This is a genomic window from Nakamurella alba (assembly GCF_009707545.1).
Lineage (GTDB): Bacteria > Actinomycetota > Actinomycetes > Mycobacteriales > Nakamurellaceae > Nakamurella > Nakamurella alba.
Genome location: NZ_WLYK01000008.1, coordinates 95,966 through 114,620 on the forward strand (window position 1 = coordinate 95,966; position 18,655 = coordinate 114,620).

At 71.4% G+C, this 18,655-nt stretch carries 17 protein-coding genes; 15 read left to right on the plus strand and 2 right to left on the minus strand.

Annotation, left to right across the window (positions count from 1 at the left end):
- Positions 1-22 precede the first annotated feature (22 nt).
- From GIS00_RS18205 to GIS00_RS18220, 4 genes are all read left to right on the plus strand, one after another.
- Positions 23-1,681 (plus strand): DUF6802 family protein, encoded by a 1,659-nt coding sequence (locus GIS00_RS18205; RefSeq protein WP_154769886.1) that lies wholly within the window; start codon positions 23-25, stop codon positions 1,679-1,681.
- Complete coding sequence (locus tag GIS00_RS18210) at positions 1,678-1,893, plus strand: hypothetical protein (protein WP_154769887.1); 216 nt, start codon at positions 1,678-1,680, stop codon at positions 1,891-1,893. The genes GIS00_RS18205 and GIS00_RS18210 overlap by 4 nt, the downstream gene beginning before the upstream one ends.
- Before the next feature lie 307 nt (positions 1,894-2,200).
- Complete coding sequence (locus tag GIS00_RS18215; RefSeq protein WP_154769888.1) at positions 2,201-3,481, plus strand: DUF6802 family protein; 1,281 nt, start codon at positions 2,201-2,203, stop codon at positions 3,479-3,481.
- Positions 3,482-3,617: 136 nt separating this feature from the next.
- Positions 3,618-4,679, plus strand: a complete 1,062-nt coding sequence (locus tag GIS00_RS18220) for a class I SAM-dependent methyltransferase (protein ID WP_154769889.1) — start codon at positions 3,618-3,620, stop codon at positions 4,677-4,679.
- On the opposite strand, the gene GIS00_RS18225 is transcribed toward GIS00_RS18220, so the two are convergent.
- Positions 4,660-5,475 carry a helix-turn-helix domain-containing protein gene (locus GIS00_RS18225; RefSeq protein WP_154769890.1) on the minus strand — a complete coding sequence of 272 codons (816 nt, stop codon included), beginning with the start codon at positions 5,473-5,475 and terminating at the stop codon, positions 4,660-4,662. The genes GIS00_RS18220 and GIS00_RS18225 overlap by 20 nt on opposite strands.
- Positions 5,476-6,079: 604 nt before the next feature.
- Here GIS00_RS18225 and GIS00_RS18230 point away from each other — a divergent pair.
- Positions 6,080-7,948: a phosphoenolpyruvate carboxykinase (GTP) gene (locus GIS00_RS18230; RefSeq protein ID WP_154769891.1), complete on the plus strand. Its 1,869-nt coding sequence runs from the start codon at positions 6,080-6,082 to the stop codon at positions 7,946-7,948.
- Positions 7,949-8,044: 96 nt separating this feature from the next.
- On the opposite strand, the gene GIS00_RS18235 is transcribed toward GIS00_RS18230, so the two are convergent.
- Positions 8,045-8,767 (minus strand): SRPBCC family protein, encoded by a 723-nt coding sequence (locus GIS00_RS18235; RefSeq protein ID WP_322098099.1) that lies wholly within the window; start codon positions 8,765-8,767, stop codon positions 8,045-8,047.
- A gap of 216 nt (positions 8,768-8,983) precedes the next feature.
- On the opposite strand from GIS00_RS18235, the gene pdhA reads away from it, so the two are divergent.
- From pdhA to GIS00_RS18280, 10 genes are all read left to right on the plus strand, one after another.
- Complete coding sequence (gene pdhA, locus GIS00_RS18240) at positions 8,984-10,222, plus strand: pyruvate dehydrogenase (acetyl-transferring) E1 component subunit alpha (protein WP_322098100.1); 1,239 nt, start codon at positions 8,984-8,986, stop codon at positions 10,220-10,222.
- Positions 10,219-11,199, plus strand: a complete 981-nt coding sequence (locus GIS00_RS18245; protein WP_154769893.1) for an alpha-ketoacid dehydrogenase subunit beta — start codon at positions 10,219-10,221, stop codon at positions 11,197-11,199. The genes pdhA and GIS00_RS18245 overlap by 4 nt, the downstream gene beginning before the upstream one ends.
- 140 nt (positions 11,200-11,339) lie before the next feature.
- Positions 11,340-12,974 carry a dihydrolipoamide acetyltransferase family protein gene (locus tag GIS00_RS18250; RefSeq protein WP_154769894.1) on the plus strand — a complete coding sequence of 545 codons (1,635 nt, stop codon included), beginning with the start codon at positions 11,340-11,342 and terminating at the stop codon, positions 12,972-12,974.
- Positions 12,975-13,911: 937 nt separating this feature from the next.
- Entirely contained in the window at positions 13,912-14,052 is a 141-nt protein-coding gene (locus GIS00_RS26990) for a hypothetical protein (RefSeq protein ID WP_196073351.1), read from the plus strand.
- Between the two features lie 4 nt (positions 14,053-14,056).
- Complete coding sequence (locus tag GIS00_RS18255) at positions 14,057-14,206, plus strand: hypothetical protein (RefSeq protein WP_154769895.1); 150 nt, start codon at positions 14,057-14,059, stop codon at positions 14,204-14,206.
- 496 nt (positions 14,207-14,702) lie between these two features.
- On the plus strand, positions 14,703-15,476 hold the full coding sequence (locus GIS00_RS18260; protein ID WP_154769896.1) for a trans-aconitate 2-methyltransferase: 774 nt from the start codon (positions 14,703-14,705) through the stop codon (positions 15,474-15,476).
- Entirely contained in the window at positions 15,473-15,913 is a 441-nt protein-coding gene (locus GIS00_RS18265; RefSeq protein ID WP_322098102.1) for a pilus assembly protein CpaE, read from the plus strand. Before GIS00_RS18260 ends, GIS00_RS18265 begins: the two co-directional genes overlap by 4 nt.
- A gap of 105 nt (positions 15,914-16,018) precedes the next feature.
- Positions 16,019-16,312, plus strand: a complete 294-nt coding sequence (locus GIS00_RS18270; protein WP_154770200.1) for a GroES family chaperonin — start codon at positions 16,019-16,021, stop codon at positions 16,310-16,312.
- A 242-nt stretch (positions 16,313-16,554) separates the two neighbouring features.
- Positions 16,555-18,006 (plus strand): Si-specific NAD(P)(+) transhydrogenase, encoded by a 1,452-nt coding sequence (sthA, locus tag GIS00_RS18275; RefSeq protein WP_154769897.1) that lies wholly within the window; start codon positions 16,555-16,557, stop codon positions 18,004-18,006.
- Positions 18,007-18,138: 132 nt separating this feature from the next.
- Positions 18,139-18,594: a MarR family winged helix-turn-helix transcriptional regulator gene (locus tag GIS00_RS18280; protein WP_154769898.1), complete on the plus strand. Its 456-nt coding sequence runs from the start codon at positions 18,139-18,141 to the stop codon at positions 18,592-18,594.
- Positions 18,595-18,655: the final 61 nt, after the last annotated feature.

Genomic DNA, 18,655 nt, shown 5'->3' on the forward strand with positions numbered 1-18,655 from the left:
CGTCCCCGGGAAGGGGGACCACATGTTCACCGATGGTGACATCTCGCAGGACGACGCGGACGACCAGGTCCACACCGGTTTCGTCGCCGACGACCCGATCGACGACGGCACCGATCACACCGGTGTCGATCTCTCCACCGCCGACTCCGAAGGCCTGGGTGGCAGCCCCGACACGTCGAGCCCGGAAGCGGAGGACCCGGCAGGCACCACGGCCGACCCCTCCGATCCCTGGCCGCACCCCGGCTACAACGAGGAGGGCGAGCTCGAGTCCACCGACCCGGGCACCGAGGACCCGGTCACCCCGGAGGGGGGTGCGGACCCGGCCACCGGCGACGACCTGGTGATGGTGGGTGCGGACGGCAGCGAGGTCTCCCTCGGCGAGCCCAACGTCACCTTCGCCGGCGAGTACGACGCGGTGGCGGTCGAGGCCGAGGACGGCAGCGTCGAGGTGTACGCGGACGCCGACCACAACGGCACCGTCGACGTCGCCATCAGCATCCAGCCGGACGGTTCCTTCGGCATCTGGGTCTCCGACGGTGCGGGCGGCTGGGACCTGCAGGCCACCGGTGTCGTCGACTCCTCGGGCGAGGCGCAGATCGACGACACCGTCGACACCGGGTTCGCGGACACTCCGCCGTCGGCGATCGCCGGCGACGCTGCCGGCACCACCGATCCGGTCGGCACCACCGATCCGGCCGGGGCCGCCGGCACCGACGAGCCGACCGCGGCACAGGAGTACCCCGGAGTGGTGCCCGGTGACCTCGCCGTCGCCGACGGCGACGAGTACATCGACGCCGGCCCGCCGACCGAGGACATGGACGGCGACGGGGTCCCGGAGACCGCCGTGGTGCAGTCCGACGACCGGATCATCCAGATCTCCGACATCGACGGCGACGGCCGCGCCGACGAGATGCTGCAGGTGGACACCACCACCAACGAGGCCGTCATCCTCACCGACGACGGCTCCGGCACCTGGACCGTCGCGGCGCAGGGCACCATCGGCGAGGACGGCGACTTCGTCCCGGCCGACGGAACCACCGGGACCGTGCAGGAGGCCGGCACCTCCGACCCGGCGGACTCCCCGGAGATCGTCTTCACCGACGCATCCGGCGAGCAGACCGATCTCGGCGTCCCGGACCAGGATCTTGACGGCGACGGTGTCCCCGAGTCGGTGCTGGCCCAGGCCGAGGACGGCAGCTACCTCATCGTGTCCGACGTGGACGCCGACGGCGGACCGGACCAGATCATCCAGATCGACCCGGACTCCGGCGACGCCACCTGGGCCGTCCCGGACGGCGACGGCGGCTGGGAGGTCGTGGCCACCGGACACCTGGAGAGCGACGGCAACCTGGTGATGGACGCAGAACCGCAGTCGGCCGTCCAGCCGGCGGGCCACACCACCGAGCAGTCCCAGGGCTCGGTGATGGTGTCCTCGTCCGGCGGCCAGTTCTTCGATGCAGGGGAGGCCACCCTGGATGCGGACGGCGACGGGGTCGCGGACACCGTGCAGGTACCCGGCCCGAACGACTCGACGTTGTTCTACCAGGACTCGGACGGCGACGGGGTGGCCGACAAGGCCTGGACCACCGACTCCTCCGGCGAGGTCACTGCGACCTATGTCCTGGATGCGCAGGGCAGCTGGACCCCGGGCAGCGGCATCGGTGCCGGGTCGCAGTCGTGACCTCCCGACCGACGATGGACCTGGCCCAGGCCCAGGCCGTGGTCGACGCCATCCGGGCCGCACTGCCCGAGCTCGGCCGGCAGTCCCGACCGAACGGACCTCGGGTCACCCGGCTGGCCGGGAACCGACCGGTGGCCGCCGGTGGTGGGAACGCAGCGGCGCCCGCGTTGCCGTCGGCGCTGCTCGCCCTCCGGCGAACGTCCCAGGAATGATGCCGGATCCGTTGCAGTGCAGCGGATCCGGCGCCGCCTGACGATCCGCGGCAATGCTGCGGATCGCCGGGCGGAACCGACGGAAGTCGGACAAAATAGACGCAGGGAGCAGGGAACCGAACGGCGGGCGACCCCGTCGGAGCAGTACAGGCCTTCCGGGAACGCGACAACGCGAGCGCCCGGCTCAGTACATCGCAGTACATCGCAGGACATCGCAGCACCGCAGCAACGGAACACAGCGACACCGCACACGCAGACCGACAGCCACTTCCCGGCCCACCGGCCGGCCCACGAGGAGTTCACCACCATGCATTTCGACGAGTACAACGACGACGTCCAGACCGGCGAGGACATCTCGGTCACCACGCAGAGCGGCACGGTCGACCTCGGCCCCGCCACGTACGACTCCGACGGTGACGGCATGGCCGACTCGGTCGTCGTCGGCGAGGGCGACATCACCTACGTGGTCACCGATCACGACGGCGACGGCCAGGCCGACGAGATGACCGCCTACGACCAGGACGGCAACCAGATCGACCCGCAGACCGGCGAGCCGGTCGAGACCGGCTCCGGCAGCATCGGCACCGGCAGCACCGGTACCGGCGGCACCACGGAACCGGGTGAGGATCCCATCGAGGACCCGAACACCGGCTACGGCACCGCTTCCGGCGACGACGAGGGCATCACCGTGCTGGCCGACGACGGCTCGCAGGTGGCGGTCGGCGATCCCACCGCCGACCTCGACGGCGACGGCCAGGCCGACACCGCGGTCGTGCAGAACGACGACGGTTCGGTCGTCGGCTACACCGATGTGGACGGCGACGGCCAGGCCGACCAGATCACCCAGATCGACGCCGAGGGCAACGTGCTCATCGCGGTCACCGACGGCAACGGCGGCTGGGAGGTCGCGGCGTCCGGGCACCTGGACGAGGACGGCAACCTGGTGCAGGACGAGAACACCGGCGGCACCGAGGCCGGCTACGGCAACGAGAGCGGCACCGGCTACGGGTCCGAGGGCGGCGCGGGCACGGAGAGCGGCTACGGCACGGGCACCGAGAGCGGCACCGGCTACGGGTCCGAGGGCGGCGCGGGCACGGAGAGCGGCTACGGCACGGGCACCGAGAGCGGCACCGGCTACGGGTCCGAGGGCGGCACGGGCACGGAGAGCGGCACGGGTACCGAGAGCGGCTACGGCACCGAGGGTGGCGCCGGCGGCGACATCACCGTCACCAACGACGGCCAGGAGTACGACCTGGGCGCCCCGACCGCCGACATGACCGGCGACGGCACCCCGGACACCGTGGTCAGCCAGGCCGAGGACGGCACCATCGTCGGCTACACCGATGTCGACGGTGACGGCGAGGCCGACCAGATCACCGCCATCTCGCCCGACGGATCCGTCGTGATCGGCGTGCCGGACGGCCAGGGCGGCTGGGAGCAGGCGGCCACCGGCTACCTCGACGAGGACGGCAACTTCGTGGAGAGCCGGCCGACCGGTGCGGGTGCGCCGGCCGGTGCGGGTGCGGCCTCCGGCTCGGGTGCCTACGGCACCTCCGAGGAGACCGGCACCGGCAGCTACGGCGGCTGACCCGGCAGGTCGCACGACGACCACCAGCACGATCCGGAGCGGGTCGGTACCCACGGGTGCCGGCCCGCTCTCGGCGTCCGGGTGAGATTGTCCGATTCGTCCGGCGACGGCGCCGTCACGCGGCCAGACTGCCCGCATGACTGCCGTGGACGATGTCGAGGGCCGGGTGTTCGGGACGTTGCTGGGGGCGCTGGAGGCGTCATCGGTGACCCTCGGGCACCGATTGGGACTGTGGCTCGCCGTCGACGGGGCCGGCGGTCCGGTCACCGCGGCGGCGCTGGCCTCGGCCGCCGGGATCCATCCCCGTTACGCCCGGGAGTGGCTGGAGGCCATGGGATCCGCGGGCTACCTGGTGGTGGCCGACGGCAGCGGTGATCCCGCGTTCTCGCTTGCGCCCGGTGTCCGCGAGGTGCTGGTCGACCCGGATTCCGGGCACAACCTGATGCCGATGCTGCGCCAGTCCGCTGCCGCGGCGGCCGCGCTGCGCCCGCTCGAGGCGGCCTACCGCGCCGGCGGGGGAGTGGGCTGGGCCGAGTTCGACATCGACATGCGTGACGCACAGGGCGATGTCAACCAGCTGCCACTGCGCACCGCGCTGGCCGGCTGGATCCGGGAGCATCTCCCGACCACCGCGGAGAAACTGTCCGCCGGGGGTCGGGCCGCCGACGTCGGGTGTGGATTCGGTTGGGCGACAGTCGGTCTGGCAGAAGGGTTCCCGGAAGCGACGATCACCGCCTTCGATCCCGACGAGTACTCGGCGTCCCGCGCGGCGGAGAACATCACGGAGGCCGGTGTGGCCGGCCGGGCGACGGTGGTGACCGGCCCGATCGAGCCCGACGGGCCGCCGTTCGACCTCGTCGTGATGGCCGAGATGCTGCACGACGTACCGGATCCGGTCGGTGTGCTGGCCGCTGCCGGTGCCCGGCTCGCCCCCGGCGGCGTCGTCCTGGTCGCCGACATGAAGGTGGCCGACGACTACGCCGCGCCCGGCGACGAGATCGACCGGCTCTGGTACGGGTTCAGCCTGCTGGTGTGCCTGCCCGACTCGATGACCGCCCGGCCCAGCGCCGCCACCGGCACGGTCTTCCGGGCCCCCCTGCTGCGGGACTACGCCCGCCGGGCCGGTCTGGACGCGGTGACGGTGCCGGTGGCACATGACTTCTGGACCTTCCACGCCCTCACCCCCGCCGGCCGGTGACCTCCAGGCGGTAGCCGGCCGGCGGTGTGCCGACCACCCGCGAGAACGCCCGCACCAGGTGCGCCTGGTCCGCGAAGCCGAGCCGCCTGGCCAGATCCGCCCAGTCGACGTCCGAGCCGGCGTGGGCGGCGGCCGCGGCATCCAGGATGCGGAACCGTTGGATCACCCATTTCGGGCCGACGCCCACGTACTCGCCGAACAGCCGCTCCAGCGACCGCAGACCGAGCCCGGCCCGGCCGGCCAGGTCGGCGGCGCGGTGCAACCCGGGGTCGTGCTCGGCCGCGCCCATCAGCTCCGCCACCTCCGCCACCCGCGGATCGGGCGCCGGCGCCAGGCGCCGGAGGAAGTCCGCCGTCGCCTCGACCATGACCTGCGGGTCGTGGGCGTCCAGCACGGCCCGCACCACCGCGGCGTCGTCGACCCCGAACACCTCCGGCACCGGGCGCATCCGATCGGTGAGAACGGACACCGGACCGGAGAGGAACGGACGGACGCCACCGGCCCGGAACCGGGTGCCCAGGGTGTGCCCGCGCCCCGACTGCACCCGGACGAACGGCCGCCGGCGCACGCCGTGCACCCACAGCCCGCCTGCTTCCACCGCCAGGTCCACACAGGGCTGCGGCACCACCTGCTGCCGGTGCGGGGACTCCAGATCCCAGCCGACGTACCAGAAGTAGTCGACCAGCCCGGCCAGATCCGCGGGCGGCGGCAGCCGACGGATGTCCAGGACCCGGGTGGCGACGTCCGGCCGCAGCAGCGCATGCGGCCGCCCGGTCGGAGCCGGACGCGTCGTCATGGCCAGAACCCTAGGAGCCGCGCCCGACAAGAGCAGTGGAGTGCCGGGCGTCCCTGTCACCGTCTGCCACTCGACCGCGGTGGACGGTGCGGGATCGGTGCTGTCGAGGACTCCTGGACGATGACCCCTGGGTCCGTTCCGCATCGGGTGCGCTGCGCCACGTCGGACGTGGCTGTCGGCACCGGATCCGCGCTGGTGAGGGGCGCCTCGAAGGGCGACTCCCACTCCACCACCTCGAAAAGGCAGATCAGCGTCGATCGGCGCGCGGATCTCGGTTCCGGCACGGCACCTACCCGACCGGGCAGGTCGGTGCCCTCTGCCCGGCCAGGTCACCCGATCCGCACAGCGCACCGCCGATGATCATTTGTCCTGACAGCAGCCAAGCCCGGCCATTGCCGAACACATATCAACATTCGTGTGTGCCATCACGTTTTCTGAATCGATCACTTTCACGATTCTGTGGCGTGGCCGACACTCCTACCCGCCAGTTCTCCGGTGCCACATGGCTAGTGTCGTCCGAATCCACGCATCTGGACACCCCAGGCCGACGACGTTCCGGTACGTGTTCCGATGGAATTCAACGAAAACGAACAGGTGGTCCGGGATGACACTGGTCGACACGCCGCTCGAGGAATCCATCGGCCGACAGGGGGCACCGACCTCCGACCCCGCCCTGCTGGCCTGGGTGGCCGAGGTCGCGGCGCTGACCCGCCCCGATCGCATCGTCTGGGCGAACGGCTCCGACGCCGAGTGGAAGGCGCTGACCGACCAGCTCGTCGACGCCGGCACCATCACCCGGCTGCAGGCCAAGCCGGACTCGTTCCTCGCGCTGTCCGACCCGATCGACGTCGCCCGGGTCGAGGACCGCACCTTCATCTGCTCGGTCGACGAGGCCGATGCCGGGGCCACCAACAACTGGATGGACCCGGCCCTGATGAAGCAGATCATGACCGGTCTGTACGACGGCTGCATGCGTGGCCGCACGATGTACGTGGTGCCGTTCTGCATGGGCCCGTTCGACGCCCCGGTACCGAAGCTCGGCGTCGAGATCACCGACTCCGAGTACGTCGTCATCTCCATGAAGATCATGACCCGGCTCGGGCACAAGGCCATCGAGCTGATCGAGGCCGGCCAGCCGTGGGTCAAGGCCCTGCACTCGTTGGGCGCCCCGCTGCGTCCCGGTCAGGCCGATGTCGCGTGGCCGTGCAACGAGACCAAGTACATCGTCCAGTTCCCCGAGGAGCGGGCGATCTGGTCGTTCGGCTCCGGCTACGGCGGCAACGCGCTTCTCGGCAAGAAGTGCTACTCGCTGCGTATCGCGTCCGCCATGGCCCGTGACGAGGGCTGGCTCGCCGAGCACATGCTGATCATGAAGCTCACGTCGCCCGAGCAGCAGGTGCACTACGTCGCGGCGGCCTTCCCGAGCGCCTGCGGCAAGACCAACCTGGCGATGATGGAGCCGACCATCCCGGGCTGGAAGGTCGAGACGCTGGGCGACGACATCGCCTGGATGACCTTCGGCAAGGACGGCCGGCTGTACGCCGTCAACCCGGAGTACGGACTGTTCGGCGTCGCCCCCGGCACCGGCTGGGCGACCAACCCGAACGCCATGCGCACCATCGAGCAGGGCCACTCGCTGTTCACCAACGTGGCGCTGACCGACGACGGCGACGTGTGGTGGGAGGGCATGACCGACGAGCCGCCGGCCCACCTCATCGACTGGCGCGGCCGGGACTGGACGCCGTCCGGCCTGGATGCCGACGGCAACACCCTCGCCTCCGCCGGATCGCCTGCGGCGCACCCGAACTCGCGGTTCTGCACGCCGATCACCCAGTGCCCGATCCTGGCCGACGAGTACGCCGACAGCGTCGGGGTGCCGATCTCGGCGATCCTGTTCGGTGGCCGCCGCAAGACCACGGTGCCGCTGGTGACCCAGTCCCGTGACTGGCAGCAGGGCGTCTTCATGGGCGCCACGCTGTCCAGCGAGACCACCGCCGCCGCCACCGGCGCGGTCGGTGTGGTGCGCCGCGACCCGATGGCCATGCTGCCGTTCATCGGCTACGACGCCGGCGACTACTTCGCCCACTGGATCGACGTCGGCAAGGGCGCGGACGCCGACAAGCTGCCGAAGATCTTCTACGTCAACTGGTTCCGCCGGGACGCCGACGGCGGCTTCCTGTGGCCGGGCTTCGGCGAGAACTCCCGCGTGCTGAAGTGGATCGTCGAGCGGCTGGACGGGTCCGCCGCCGCAGTCGAGACGCCGATCGGGCACGTCCCGGCGCCCGGTGCGCTGGACGTCGACGGGCTGGGCCTGACCGTTGAGCAGATCGAGGCCGCGCTGGCCGTCTCGCCCGAGGAGTGGGCGGCCGAGATCCCGCTGATCGAGGAGTGGTTCGAGCACATCGGCGACACCGTGCCGTCGACCCTGCGCGACGAGCTGCAGTCGCTGAAGCTGCGGTTGGGCCAGGGCTGATCATCCGCACCGCGACATCCCCACGATGACAACGGGCCGGAGCGCTGCTGCGCTCCGGCCCGCTGTCGTTCGTCCGTGGTGCTGTGGCCCGGAGCGCTATTCGGAATCGGCGGAGCGGCGGCGGGTGAGCTTGCGCAGCACGACCAGCGCGACGATCCCGAGGATCACCGGCAGCACCCGCTTGAGCACCGGGGCGCCGGCCGACTGCAGCAGGTCGATCGGCTGGGAGCTCGGCGCGGAGACGCGCAGCGGCGCCGACCGCGGGGGCACGGTGGCCGAGGTACCGAGGGAGGTCGCCGGGGTCTCGCCGACCTCCTCCGCCGCGACCTCGTCCGGGTTCACCACGTCGAGCAGCTCGGCCCCGCCCGCCGGGCGGCCGACCAGCTTCTGCGACACGGCATCCGCGAACTGGCCGATCAGCTTGTTGCCGACCTCGACCATGACCCCGCGGCCGAACTGCGCCGGCCGACCGGTGATGGACAGGGTGGTCACCAGGTCCACCGCGGTGCGGTTCGGGTTGATCGGGGTCGCGGTCGCGGTCACCAGCATGGCGGCGGTGGAGGCGGACCGGGCGGCATTGCCGGTGGCCTCGATCTTGGCGCGGTGTGCGACCGGATCCTTCTCGACGATCCGGGCCTTGCCCTTGTACGTCATCTGCACCGGCCCGAGCTTGATCCGGACCGATCCGGTGAACTCGTCACCGTTGACCGTCTCCAGCGTCGCTCCCGGGAAGCAGGGGCCGACCTTCTCCATGTCCAGCAGGGTCTCCCACGCGGTCTCGACCCCGACCGGTACCTCGAACCGGTGCTCCAGTTCCACGGCGACAAACCTCCCAGACGACAACTACGGCGGATCACCTGATCGTAGGGCCACCGCGCCCCGCCCACCCGGGAGCCCCGACTGTCGAGGCTCCGACGATCGGACGTGGCCCCGGTCACGTCCCGGCCGGTTCCGTGCCAGGATCGGGAGCTGACCGGTCTTCCGGCCGGGTTCGCGGACGCAGGCCCGGACGGGCCGCCGACGAGGAGGAGAACCGTGGCACCGAGCGACCCCACAGGCGCGGCGGGCATCGGTGCGGGCGGGACCCCGGCGGCGCCGCCACCGCACCGGGTGGTGGCCGGCCTGAAGGCGACGACCGACCACACCGTGCAGCTGCTCAGCCCCGAGGGGGAGCTGACGCCCACCGCGCTGTCCGGCGAGTACCCGCTGGAGGTCACCGAGGACCTGCTGCGCGGGTTGTACCGCGACATGGTGCTGGTCCGCCGGTTCGACCGTGAGGGCAACGCCCTGCAACGGCAGGGCCAGCTCGGGATCTGGGTGCCGCTGCTGGGCCAGGAGGCCGCGCAGATCGGCTCCGGCCGCGCGCTGCAGCCGCAGGACATGGCGTTCCCCTCGTACCGCGAGCACGGTGTCGCCTGGACCCGCGGCATCGACCCGACCGACCTGATCGGGGTGTTCCGCGGCGCCGACCACTCGACCTGGAACCCGGCCGAGACCCGTTTCCACACCTACACGATCGTGATCGGCAACCAAGTGCTCAACGCCACCGGGTACGCCATGGGGCAGCGGCTGGACGGCCGCGTCGGCAGCGGCACCGACGGCGGGGCGCCGGACGAGGCCACCATCACCTACTTCGGCGACGGCGCCACCAGCGAGGGGGACGTGCACGAGGGCATGGTGTTCGCCGCCGCCTTCGACGCCCCGGTCGTCTTCTTCTGCCAGAACAACCAGTGGGCCATCTCGCACCCGGTCGACCAGGTGAGCCGGGTGCCGCTGTACCGGCGGGCCGACGGCTACGGGTTCCCCGGGGTCCGGGTGGACGGCAACGACGTCCTGGCCTGCCTGGCCGTGACCCGGTGGGCGCTGGACGAGTGCCGGTCCGGCAACGGCCCGGTGATGATCGAGGCCTTCACCTACCGGATGGACGCCCACACCACCTCCGACGACCCGACCCGGTACCGCACCTCAGACGAGTCAGAGGCATGGAAGCTGCTCGACCCGATCGAGCGGGTCCGGGTGCACCTGGTCCGGCACAGCACCGACAGTGCCGCCACCGCAGAGTTCTTCGCGGGGGTCCAGGCGGAGGCCGACGAGCTGGCCGCCCGGTTCCGCACCTTCTGCCTGGAGATGCCGACACCGCCACCGGACCGGATGTTCTCCGAGGTCTACGCGACGCCGCACCACCAGTTGGACCGGCAGCGGGCCGAGTTCCTCGACTACCTGGCAGGTTTCGCCGACGACGGTGGCGCCGCGACACACGGGGGTGCCCGATGAAAGAGCAGGTCACCCTGGCGAAGGCGCTCAACCTGGGTCTGCGGTCGGCGATGGAGGCCGACCCGAAGGTGCTGGTGATGGGCGAGGACGTCGCCACCCTCGGCGGCGTCTTCCGGATCACCGACGGGCTGAAGAAGGACTTCGGCGAGCACCGGGTGTTCGACACCCCGCTCGCCGAGTCCGGGATCATCGGCACCGCAGTGGGTCTCGCGATGCGCGGCTACCGTCCGGTGGCGGAGATCCAGTTCGACGGCTTCGTCTTCCCCGGCTTCGACCAGATTGTGTCGCAGGTCGCGAAGCTCGGGTTCCGCACCCAGGGTGCGTTCCGGGCGTCGATGGTCATCCGGATCCCGTTCGGCGGCGGCATCGGCGCGGTCGAACACCATTCGGAGTCGCCCGAGTCGTTCTTCTGTCACATCGCCGGGCTCCGGGTGGTCGCCTGCTCGAACGCCCAGGACGCCTACGACATGCTGCAGGAGGCGATCGCCTCCGACGACCCGGTGGTGTTCTTCGAGCCGAAGCGCCGCTACTGGGAGAAGTCCGCGCTCGACGTCACGAGAACCCCTACAGAATCGACGTTCTCGTCGGTGGTGCGGCGCTCCGGGAACGATGTGACGGTGGTCGGGTACGGGCCGACGATGGCGGTCGTCGAGGCCGCCGCGACCGCGGCGCAGGCGGAGGGCCGGTCGCTGGAGGTCATCGACCTGCGCTCGCTGTCCCCACTCGACCTGGACCCGGTGCTGGACTCCGTCCGCCGCACCGGCCGGCTGGTGGTGGTGTCGGAGGCGCCGCGGGAGGCGTCGCTGTCCGGTGACATCGCCGCCAGGGTCACCGAAGAGGCCTTCTACTCGCTGGCGGCACCGGTGATCCGGGTCGCCGGCGCCGACGTGCCCTACCCGCCGACCCGGATGGAGAGCCTGTACCTGCCGGACCTGGACAAGGTGCTGGACGCGGTCGACCGCGTCCTGTCCTTCTGAGAGGTGTTGACGATGCCGGGTGTGCGCTGGATGTCGGAGCCACGACCGATCGGGCAGTGCGTGGCGCGACCGCCGGGTGGTGCCGCGCGCCGGCCGGGCAGATCTGTGAGTGTCGAGAACCTGTCGTGCGAGAGGACAGCATGAGCATCCGGACCTTCGCCCTGCCGGACGTGGGGGAGGGCCTCACCGAGGCCGAGATCCTGTCGTGGCGGGTCGCGGCGGGTGACACCGTCGAGGTCAACCAGATCCTGGTCGAGATCGAGACCGCCAAGGCGGCGGTCGAGCTGCCGTCGCCGTTCGCCGGCCGCGTCGACCGACTGCTCGTCGAGCCGGGCGTCACCGTCGCCGTCGGGACGCCGATCATCGCGGTCGAGACCGGCACCTCCGGTGACCCGGCGGCCGCCGCTCCGGCCACGTCCGGGGACGGTGGGACGCGGATCGGGGAGACCGGCGCCGACGGCCGGATCGCCACCCTGGTCGGATTCGTCGATCCGCACGCCGGGGTGACCCGGAGGCCGCGGCGGTCCCGCCCCTTGGACTCCGACGAGCTCGATCTGGACCGCGAGGACATCCCGCGGGCCCCGCGTCGGGAACCCGTGGCGCCGGTCCCGACCGACACCGCCCCCGATCCAGCCGCGGCCGCTCCTGCCGCGGCCGCTCCTGCCGCGGCCGCTCCTGCCGCGGCCGCTCCTGCTGCCGCCGCGATCCCTGCCGCCGTCGATCCGACGCCTGGGGTTCCTGCTCCGGCTGCTCCCGTGGGCGGTGTTCCGGCTGCCGACGCGTCGGCCCCGGCCGCGGTGACCGGAGACGCGGCAGCCGCGCCGGCCGGCCTTGTCGCCGACCCTTCGCCGGCCGGAAGCCTGGCGCCGAAGGCGGCGCCACCGGTGCGCAAGCTGGCCAAGGAGCTCGGCGTCGATCTGCGCACCATCGCCCCTGCGCGGGCCGACGGGATCATCAGCCGCGCCGAGGTCGAGGCTGCTGCCGCTCCGTCGGCTGCCCCGACTGCTGCCGCTGCTCCGCCGGCTCCTGCCGGTGCCGTTCTGGCAGCGGCCGGCGGGTCCGGGTTCGACCCGGTGACCAGGGAGCGGCGTATCCCGATCAAGGGCGTGCGCAAGGCGACCGCGCAGGCCATGGTGGCCAGTGCGTTCGGCGCCCCGCACGTCACCGAGTTCCTCACCGTCGACGTGACGCCGATGATCGAGCTGCGCGACCGGCTGCGCCGGACGCCGGGGTTCGCCGATCTGAAGATCGGTCCGCTGACCTTCGCCGCCCGGGCCGTCTGCCTGGCGCTGCGCCGGACCCCGGAGCTGAACGCCACCTGGGACGCGGACGCCGGGGTGATCGTCGAGAAGCAATACGTCCACCTCGGCATCGCCGCCGCCACCCCGCGGGGCCTGGTGGTGCCGAACATCCGGGACGCCGACGCCCTCGATCTCGCCGGGTTGGCCGGAGCGCTGGCCGACCTCACCGCCACCGCCCGGGCGGGCCGCACCACTCCCGCCGCGATGTCCGGCGGCACCTTCACCATCACCAACATCGGGGTGCTCGGGGTCGACACCGGCACCCCGATCCTCAACCCCGGCGAGTCCGGGATCCTCGCGCTGGGCTCGGTCAAGGATGCACCCTGGGTGGTCGACGGTCAGCTCGCCGTCCGCAAGGTCTGCCAGCTCGCCCTCTCCTTCGACCACCGTGTGGTCGACGGCGCCCAGGGGTCCCGGTTCCTCGCCGACGTCGGCGCGCTGCTGGCCGATCCGGCGCTGGCCATCACCTTCTGAGGTCGGGGGCCGTTCGGGCCGGCCGGCTCGCGAGGTGCTCGGGTTTCCGAGGTGGGCGGCGGCGCGGTGAGGGCCGGGCCGGGAGAACTGCGCCCGGGCGTGAGGTCGGGAGTGGGGCGGCCTGCGTCGGGCGGCTTCGTGGGTGTGGTGGAGGGGTCGGGGACGGATCTGACCAACGGATGTGTCCGTCAGTGGCCGTTGGGCTTCACGGGTGGTAGCTCCGAGGCCGGCCACGAACGGGTCGTGCGTCGGGTGGGTGGTCGGGCGAGGAGAACTGCGCCCGGACATGAGGTCGTCAAGTGCGGCGGCCTGGGTCGGGCGGCTTCCTGGGTGTGCGGATTTGGCCCCGGAAGGGTCCGATCCACGGGATCTGTCGTTCCGGGGCCGTCCACCTTCACGGGCTGTAGCCGGGAGGCCCCCGACGGCTCGACCTGCAGATCTGTGCCCCGACCGGATCGTTGACCACGCCCATGCCCCTGGATTCGTTGGCCCGTCCGCCGTCCGGCACACGGATCTTTGTCCAACGAAGGCACGCCACCGCGCCTGTCGGAGCCCAAGGGGTGGACGCTGCCGGCCCCGGAACTTTTGACTTCCGGCCGCATCGTTCCTGGGCCTCGCATGGTCGTGAACGGGGCGAACAGGGTCCGGAAACCGGGACTCAACGGATCCGACCGGCCGCCGATGCGGGTATCACCGCCCGCCCCGCCTGCTCCTCGGATCCGCGCCCCGCACCTGTGGGAGAAGCGCGGGAAGGCGATCGGCAGCGCCGGCGTTCAGTACGATGGCACCGGACAGATCGAGGCGATGTCCGATCTCAACCGGACGATCGTCGGAGTGTGAGGCAGTTCACCGGCGATTGTGGTATCACTTTCGGCCTCTCGCGCGTCTATACATGCGTAACCACCACCCGAGTACACAGATTGAAGGACTGATCAGAATGACCACCCTCGCGAAGGCGATCCGTAGCCGCCGTGAGTCCGCCCGTACCCGTCGCGCCGTCAACCGCGCGATCGACGCCGCCAGCACCCCGGCGATGCGTGACGAGCTGATCCTCATGGCTCAGCGTTCGGGCCGCTGATCACATGAGCACGATGCTGAAGTCCCTGCGGAACCGCCGCGAGCTCGCCCGCACCCGCCGCGCCGTCGATCACGCGATCTCCACGGCCGTGACCCCGGGCATGCGCGACGAGCTGATCGTGATGTCCCAGGTGCGCCACGCGGGCCTGCGCTGAGCAAGCCCCCACCGGTCCCGCCGATCCCGGGTGGGACCCACGCACCCGGCCCGACCAGGCCGGATGCCCCGCTCCCGGAAGCGTGACAACTTCTTCGAAAGAATTTTGCGGAAGCGTGTAACGCCTTCACGGTGAGCGGCGAAAGACCCTGTGACCCCGGTTGCTGCCGGACCCCCGACCTGGCAGCCACCGGGGTCACTGCGTGTCCGGACCACGGTGACGCCGATCCGGCCGCGGCCGCGGGGTGTGGCCGGGGCAGTCACAGCGCCGAGGTCGCCGCCAACACATGCCGGACCCGCCCGATCCCGGCGCTCGCCGCTGGTCGCCTGCCGAGACTGTCCGGCCCCTCTGCTTGCCGCAGGTCGTCTGCCGGACCGCCCGGCCCTGCCCGATCCCGGCGCTCGCCGCAGGTCGCCTGCCGAGACCGTCCGGCCCCGCCCCGATCCCGCGAAGCCTCCCGCGCGCCACCGTCCACCGCCCGTCGTACCGTGGCGGCATGGCCTTCAGGTGGGACCCCGCGCAGTACCGCCGGCACGCCGGCGACCGAGGCCGCCCGTTCTTCGACCTTGTCGCCCGGATCGGGGCCGACGCGCCGGAGCGGGTGGTCGACCTGGGCTGCGGGCCCGGCAATCTGACCGTCTCGTTGACCGGTCGCTGGCCGCAGGCGGCCGTCGAGGGCATCGACTCCTCCGCCGAGATGATCGAGGAGGCGACCGGGCTCGGCAGCCCGGTCGACTTCCGCCGGCAGGACATCGCCGACTGGACACCGCCGGCCCGGCCCACGGTCGTGGTCTCCAATGCCGCGCTGCAGTGGGTGCCCGGCCACCCCGACCTGCTCCGCGGCTGGCTCGCCGCTCTCGCCAACGGCTCGTGGTTCGCGCTGCAGATCCCCGGCAACTTCACCGCCCCGTCGCACGTCATCATGCGGGAGCTGGCCGAGTCGCCCCGCTGGGCGCCACAGCTCGCCGGGGTGCTCCGCCACCAGGACACCGTGCTCCCCGCCGTCGACTACGCCGGGACCTTCCTCGACGCCGGCTGGCAGGTCGATGCCTGGGAGACCACCTACATCCATCGGTTGACCGGGGCGGACCCGGTCGTCGACTGGGTGCGCGGCACCGGACTGCGCCCGGTGCTGGAGGTGCTGCAGGGTGCCGACCGGGACGAGTTCGTCGACGAGTACACCCGGCGGATCCGGCAGGCCTACCCGCCGGGACCGCACGGCACCCTCTTCCCGTTCCGCCGGATCTTCGCCGTCGGCAGCCGGCCGTGAGCGCGATCTCCCGCGGGCTGGCGCTGGCACTCCGGCACGCCGGTCTGCCGTGGAACCCGGCCTCCGGGGACAGGTTCAGCCTGCTCGACGAGAACTTCGCCGGCGACGTGTTCACCCTCGCCGACATGACGATCGAACCGCAGGGCCCGGCCGGCCGACAGGTCCTCGGCTTCAACGGCACCACCGAGTGGGCCCTGGACTCCGTGGAGTTCGTCGACGCACTGTGGCTCCCGCGCGAGGACCAGCTCAGGGAGCTGCTCGGCGCCTACTTCCGCGGGCTCGAGCTCACCGACCAGGGCTACGAAGTCACCGTGCACCTGCCGGGTGAGGACCCGCGGACCATTCCTGCCGAGACCGCCCCGGATGCCTACGCCCTGGCGGTGCTGGCCCGGCTGGGTGCGGCAGAGGAAGCCGCCGGCCGGGCCGCGCCGGACTGACCGCAGTCGTCCCCGGTGTGCCGGGCGGGACCGACGCGGGCGGCGTCCGGCCGAGCCGGCGGCACGTAGTCTCGACCGGTGGTCGACCATCCGCTGTCCATCCAGATGCTGCACGACCGGATCCTCATCCGGACCGCGAGCGGACCGGGCGAACGCACCTCCCGTGGCGGGATCCTGATCCCGGCGACGGCGGAGGTGGCCAAGCGACTGGTCTGGGGCGAGGTGCAGGGCGCCGGCCAGCACGTCCGTTCGGTCAAGGTCGGCGACCGGGTGCTCTACTCGCCCGAGGACCAGTACGAGGTGGAGATCGGCGGCGAGACCTACCTCGTCCTGCGCGAGCGCGACCTGCAGGCCGTGGCCAACGAGTCCAGCAGCGGCGGCACCGGCCTGTACCTCTGAGCCCGTACCGCTGAGCCCGTACCGCTGAGCCTGTACCGCTGGGCCTGTCTCTCCAGGCCGCGCCCGGGCCTCCGCGAGCCGGCCCGTCGGGATCCGGTCACCTGTTGATCGCCGGGGGCTCACCACGGAGTGGGGTCGTGGGGGAGGATGGGCCCGCGGTCGCGCGGTGCCGGCATCCCGACGGGGAGTGCCGGCACGGCACCACGATCGGAGCGAGCCCCACCACCGACAGGAGCCCGACCATGGCGGACCACTACGACCTCGTTGTGATCGGATCCGGCCCGGCCGGTCAGAAGGCGGCCATCGCCGCCGCCAAGCTGGGCCGCCGCGCCGTGGTCATCGAGCGCAAGAACATGGTGGGCGGCGTCTGCATCAACACCGGCACCATCCCGTCGAAGACGCTGCGCGAGGCGGTGCTCTACCTGACCGGGCTGAACCAGCGCGAGCTCTACGGCCAGGCCTACCGGGTCAAGGACGACATCACCGTCGGCGACCTGTCGGCCCGGACCCATCACGTGATCAGCCGCGAGATCGACGTCATCCGCAACCAGCTCTCCCGCAACCGGGTCGGCCTGATCCCCGGCACCGCGCGTTTCCTCGACCCGCACACCGTCGAGGTGGAGAACGAGGTCGGCATCCGGCAGACCATCACCGGCGACAAGTTCGTCGTCGCCGTCGGCACCCGCCCGGCCCGCCCGAGCTCCGTCGACTTCGACGGCCAGACGATCGTCGACTCCGACCAGATCCTGAACATGGAGAAGGTGCCGACCTCGATGGTCGTGGTCGGCGCCGGAGTCATCGGCATCGAGTACGCCTCGATGTTCGCGGCCCTGGGCACCAAGGTCACCGTGGTGGAGAAGCGGCCGCGGATGCTCGACTTCTGCGACGAGGAGATCGTCGAGGCGCTCAAGTACCAGCTGCGCGACCTGGCGGTCACCTTCCGGTTCGGCGAGTCGGTGAAGACGGTCGAGAAGCACCCGGGCGGCACGCTGACGATCCTGGAGTCCGGCAAGAAGTTCCCGGCCGAGACGGTGCTCTACTCGGCCGGCCGGCAGGGTGTCACCGACGAACTCAACGTCACCGCAGCAGGTATCGAGACGGCCGACCGCGGGCGCATCGAGGTGAACGAGTACTTCCAGACCTCCGTGGACCACATCTACGCGGTCGGTGACGTGATCGGCTTCCCGGCGCTGGCCGCCACCTCCATGGAGCAAGGCCGCCGGGCGTCGTACCACGCGTTCGGCGAGCCGGTCGGCGGGAAACTCGGTGACCTGCAACCGATCGGCATCTACACGATCCCGGAGATCTCCTACGTCGGCCGCACCGAGGACGACCTGACGAGCGAGAACGTGCCGTTCGAGGTGGGGGTCTCGCGCTACCGCGAGCTGGCCCGCGGGGCGATCCTGGGAGACTCCTACGGGATGCTGAAGCTGTTGGTGCACGCGGAGTCCCGGCAGCTGCTCGGCGTGCACGTGTTCGGCAGCAACGCCACCGAGCTGGTGCACATCGGCCAGACCGTCATGGGCTGCGGCGGCACCGTCGACTACCTGGTCGACGCGGTCTTCAACTACCCGACGCTGGCCGAGTCCTACAAGGTCGCGGCACTGGATGCCGTCAACAAGATGCGGGCCATCGCCCGGGTCACCTCGGGGCACGAGGACCCCGGCCGCGAGCGCGTCGAACTCCCCGTCTGAGCAGTCCATGACCGGCGCCGTGCGAGCGGCGCCGGTCTCCGGGCGACCACCCGGCCTGATAGTTGACTTCAGCAACAGATAAGCCTACTGTTGCTAACAGTTGCTGAAGTCAACGAACGCCAGGAGGATGGGATGACAACGACGTCGGCCCCGGCCGCCGCTCTCACCGACGCGACCCGGTCGCTGCGCGGTGTGGTCGGCGAGATGAAGCTGCTCACCAAGGAACTCGGCCGGGACCTGACCACCAGTGCCCCGGTCGGGGCGTTGATGGTGCTCGCCCATGTGGCCACCACCGGGCCGCAGCGGGCCTGCCGGATCGCCGGCTCGATGGACCTCGATCCTTCCGTGGTCAGCCGGCACATCCGCACGCTCGAGGATCGCGGTTTCCTGGTCCGACGGACCGACGCGGACGACCGGCGCGCCCAGGAGATCGACCTGACACCCCACGGACTCACCGTGATGAGGGAGATCTCGGCGCAGGTCGACGACCGCGTCCGGACCGTGCTCGACAGCTGGTCCGACGACGAGATCGACCAACTGGGAACACTTCTCCGTCGGCTCCATCACGGACTGGTCTCCGCCCGCTGACCGCACCACCCGCCACACCGCATCGCACCGCCCGCCGCACCGCCGCAGCGGCACCTGACGC

Coding starts and splice junctions, on each gene's coding strand:
- GIS00_RS18205 (WP_154769886.1), top strand. CDS start 23: ATGTTCACCGATGGTGACATCTCGCAGGACGACGCGGACGACCAGGTC.
- GIS00_RS18215 (WP_154769888.1), top strand. CDS start 2,201: ATGCATTTCGACGAGTACAACGACGACGTCCAGACCGGCGAGGACATC.
- GIS00_RS18220 (WP_154769889.1), top strand. CDS start 3,618: ATGACTGCCGTGGACGATGTCGAGGGCCGGGTGTTCGGGACGTTGCTG.
- GIS00_RS18225 (WP_154769890.1), bottom strand. CDS start 5,475: ATGACGACGCGTCCGGCTCCGACCGGGCGGCCGCATGCGCTGCTGCGG.
- GIS00_RS18230 (WP_154769891.1), top strand. CDS start 6,080: ATGACACTGGTCGACACGCCGCTCGAGGAATCCATCGGCCGACAGGGG.
- GIS00_RS18245 (WP_154769893.1), top strand. CDS start 10,219: ATGAAAGAGCAGGTCACCCTGGCGAAGGCGCTCAACCTGGGTCTGCGG.
- GIS00_RS18250 (WP_154769894.1), top strand. CDS start 11,340: ATGAGCATCCGGACCTTCGCCCTGCCGGACGTGGGGGAGGGCCTCACC.
- GIS00_RS26990 (WP_196073351.1), top strand. CDS start 13,912: ATGACCACCCTCGCGAAGGCGATCCGTAGCCGCCGTGAGTCCGCCCGT.
- GIS00_RS18255 (WP_154769895.1), top strand. CDS start 14,057: ATGAGCACGATGCTGAAGTCCCTGCGGAACCGCCGCGAGCTCGCCCGC.
- GIS00_RS18260 (WP_154769896.1), top strand. CDS start 14,703: ATGGCCTTCAGGTGGGACCCCGCGCAGTACCGCCGGCACGCCGGCGAC.
- GIS00_RS18270 (WP_154770200.1), top strand. CDS start 16,019: ATGCTGCACGACCGGATCCTCATCCGGACCGCGAGCGGACCGGGCGAA.
- sthA (WP_154769897.1), top strand. CDS start 16,555: ATGGCGGACCACTACGACCTCGTTGTGATCGGATCCGGCCCGGCCGGT.
- GIS00_RS18280 (WP_154769898.1), top strand. CDS start 18,139: ATGACAACGACGTCGGCCCCGGCCGCCGCTCTCACCGACGCGACCCGG.